Origin of the sequence: Halomonas sp. NO4, from assembly GCF_010994375.1 — a bacterium.
In the GTDB taxonomy this organism is placed as follows: Bacteria; Pseudomonadota; Gammaproteobacteria; order Pseudomonadales; family Halomonadaceae; genus Halomonas.
On sequence record NZ_WHMA01000085.1, the window covers coordinates 1 to 1,505 of the forward strand.

3 protein-coding genes are annotated in these 1,505 nt (G+C 64.1%); all 3 read left to right on the plus strand.

Features of this window, described 5'->3' with window-relative positions; all coding sequences use genetic code 11:
* Positions 1-143 precede the first annotated feature (143 nt).
* The 3 genes from FEF15_RS19170 to FEF15_RS19180 are packed head-to-tail and all read left to right on the plus strand — an operon-like array spanning position 144 to position 1,421.
* A complete protein-coding gene (locus FEF15_RS19170; RefSeq protein WP_163561070.1) occupies positions 144-512 on the plus strand; it encodes a transposase in 369 nt (122 codons plus the stop codon).
* The gene (tnpB, locus tag FEF15_RS19175) at positions 509-844 is read left to right on the plus strand and encodes an IS66 family insertion sequence element accessory protein TnpB (protein ID WP_163561071.1); all 336 of its coding nucleotides are present in this window, start codon (positions 509-511) and stop codon (positions 842-844) included. The genes FEF15_RS19170 and tnpB overlap by 4 nt, the downstream gene beginning before the upstream one ends.
* A gap of 10 nt (positions 845-854) precedes the next feature.
* Positions 855-1,421: an IS66 family transposase zinc-finger binding domain-containing protein gene (locus FEF15_RS19180; RefSeq protein WP_240454253.1), complete on the plus strand. Its 567-nt coding sequence runs from the start codon at positions 855-857 to the stop codon at positions 1,419-1,421.
* The last annotated feature ends 84 nt before the right edge of the window (positions 1,422-1,505 follow it).

Below are 1,505 nucleotides of genomic sequence, written 5' to 3' on the forward strand. Positions count from 1 at the left end.
GGGGCTTCGTCGTTTGGGGGCTTCCCATGGAGCGTCCCGGAGTGCCGGCCAGATCATCGTAACGGGCCGGTGAACCCATCTACCGAAGAGACCAAAATCTCGTGACAGTAGGTGCCCATCTATTCATAAGTGGGCACCTATCCATGACTTCCCCAAGCACCGAACGTGAGATCCGTCGCCGCCGCCGCTACGCCCCGTCGTTCAAGGCCAAGATCGTCGCGGCCTGCCTGCAGGGCGATACCTCCATTGCCCAGGTTGCCCTGCAGCACGGACTGAATACCAACCTGGTCCAGACCTGGATCCGCAAAGCCAGGCGTCAGAGCCAGTTGCCGGCCGTACCGGACTTTGTGCCCCTGCCGGTGCCGCCAGCAGCGCCTGACTTGCCGGTGTCTACCACTGCCTCCACGGAGATTCGTATCGAGGTACCCTCGACACGCGGCACGATCACTGTGCATTGGCCGGTGGCGGATGCAGCGCAGTGCGGGCAGTGGTTGAAGGGGCTGCTGGGATGATCCGCATCGACGAGATCTGGCTGGCCACCGAGCCCCTGGACATGCGCGCCGGCCCCGACACGGCGCTGGCCCGGGTGGTGAAGGTATTCGGCGCCGCCCGGCCTCACTGCGCCTACCTGTTCGCCAACCGGCGCGGTAACCGCATGAAGGTGCTGGTCCACGATGGCCTGGGGATCTGGCTGTGCGCCCGGCGTCTGAACCAGGGCAAGTTCCACTGGGCGGAGACCTGGCGCGGGGACCGGGCCGAGTTATCGCCCGAGCAGGTCAGCGCCCTGGTGCAGGGGTTGCCCTGGCAACGGCTCGGCGCCGGCGGTGTGATCTCGGTGGTCTGAGGCATGCGCCATGAACGGCACAGACACGATGGCCAGGCTATTCGCGGATGTGCTAATCCCGCTTCCACCGGAGAGCTGGCATACTCAGCGGATGAACGCGCCTTCCGATCTGTCTCAGCTCTCCCCCGATCAGCTCCGCCATCTGGCAGCAACGCTGATGTTGCAGATCGAGGCGCGGGAACAAGCACTGGAACAGAGCCAGAAGACGTTGCGTCGCACCGAGCAGGTCAACCAGAAGCTGACCTATGAACTGGCGCTGCTCAAGCGTCATGCCTTCGGCAAGCGCAGCGAGCAATGTAACGTCCTGCAGATTAGCCTGCTGGACGAGGTGGTAGAGGCCGACATCGCCGCCATCGAGACCGAGCTGGATGACCTGGTCACGCCCGATGCGCCACCGGCGACCAGGAAGACGCCCAAGCGCGCCCCCTTGCCGCCCGAACTGCCGCGCACCGAGATCCGGCATGACCCGGAGAGCGAGCACTGCCCCTGCGGTTGCCAGCTGCGGCGGATCGGCGAAGACATTAGCGAGAAGCTCGACTACACGCCGGGCGTGTTTGTCAATGGCCATCAGAATTGACCCACCAGCGGTCATTAGTTTTGAGTGCGCCAGGCAAAGCCTGGTCATCCGGGAAACCGAGGAGGTGGAAAGGATGAAGTGAAA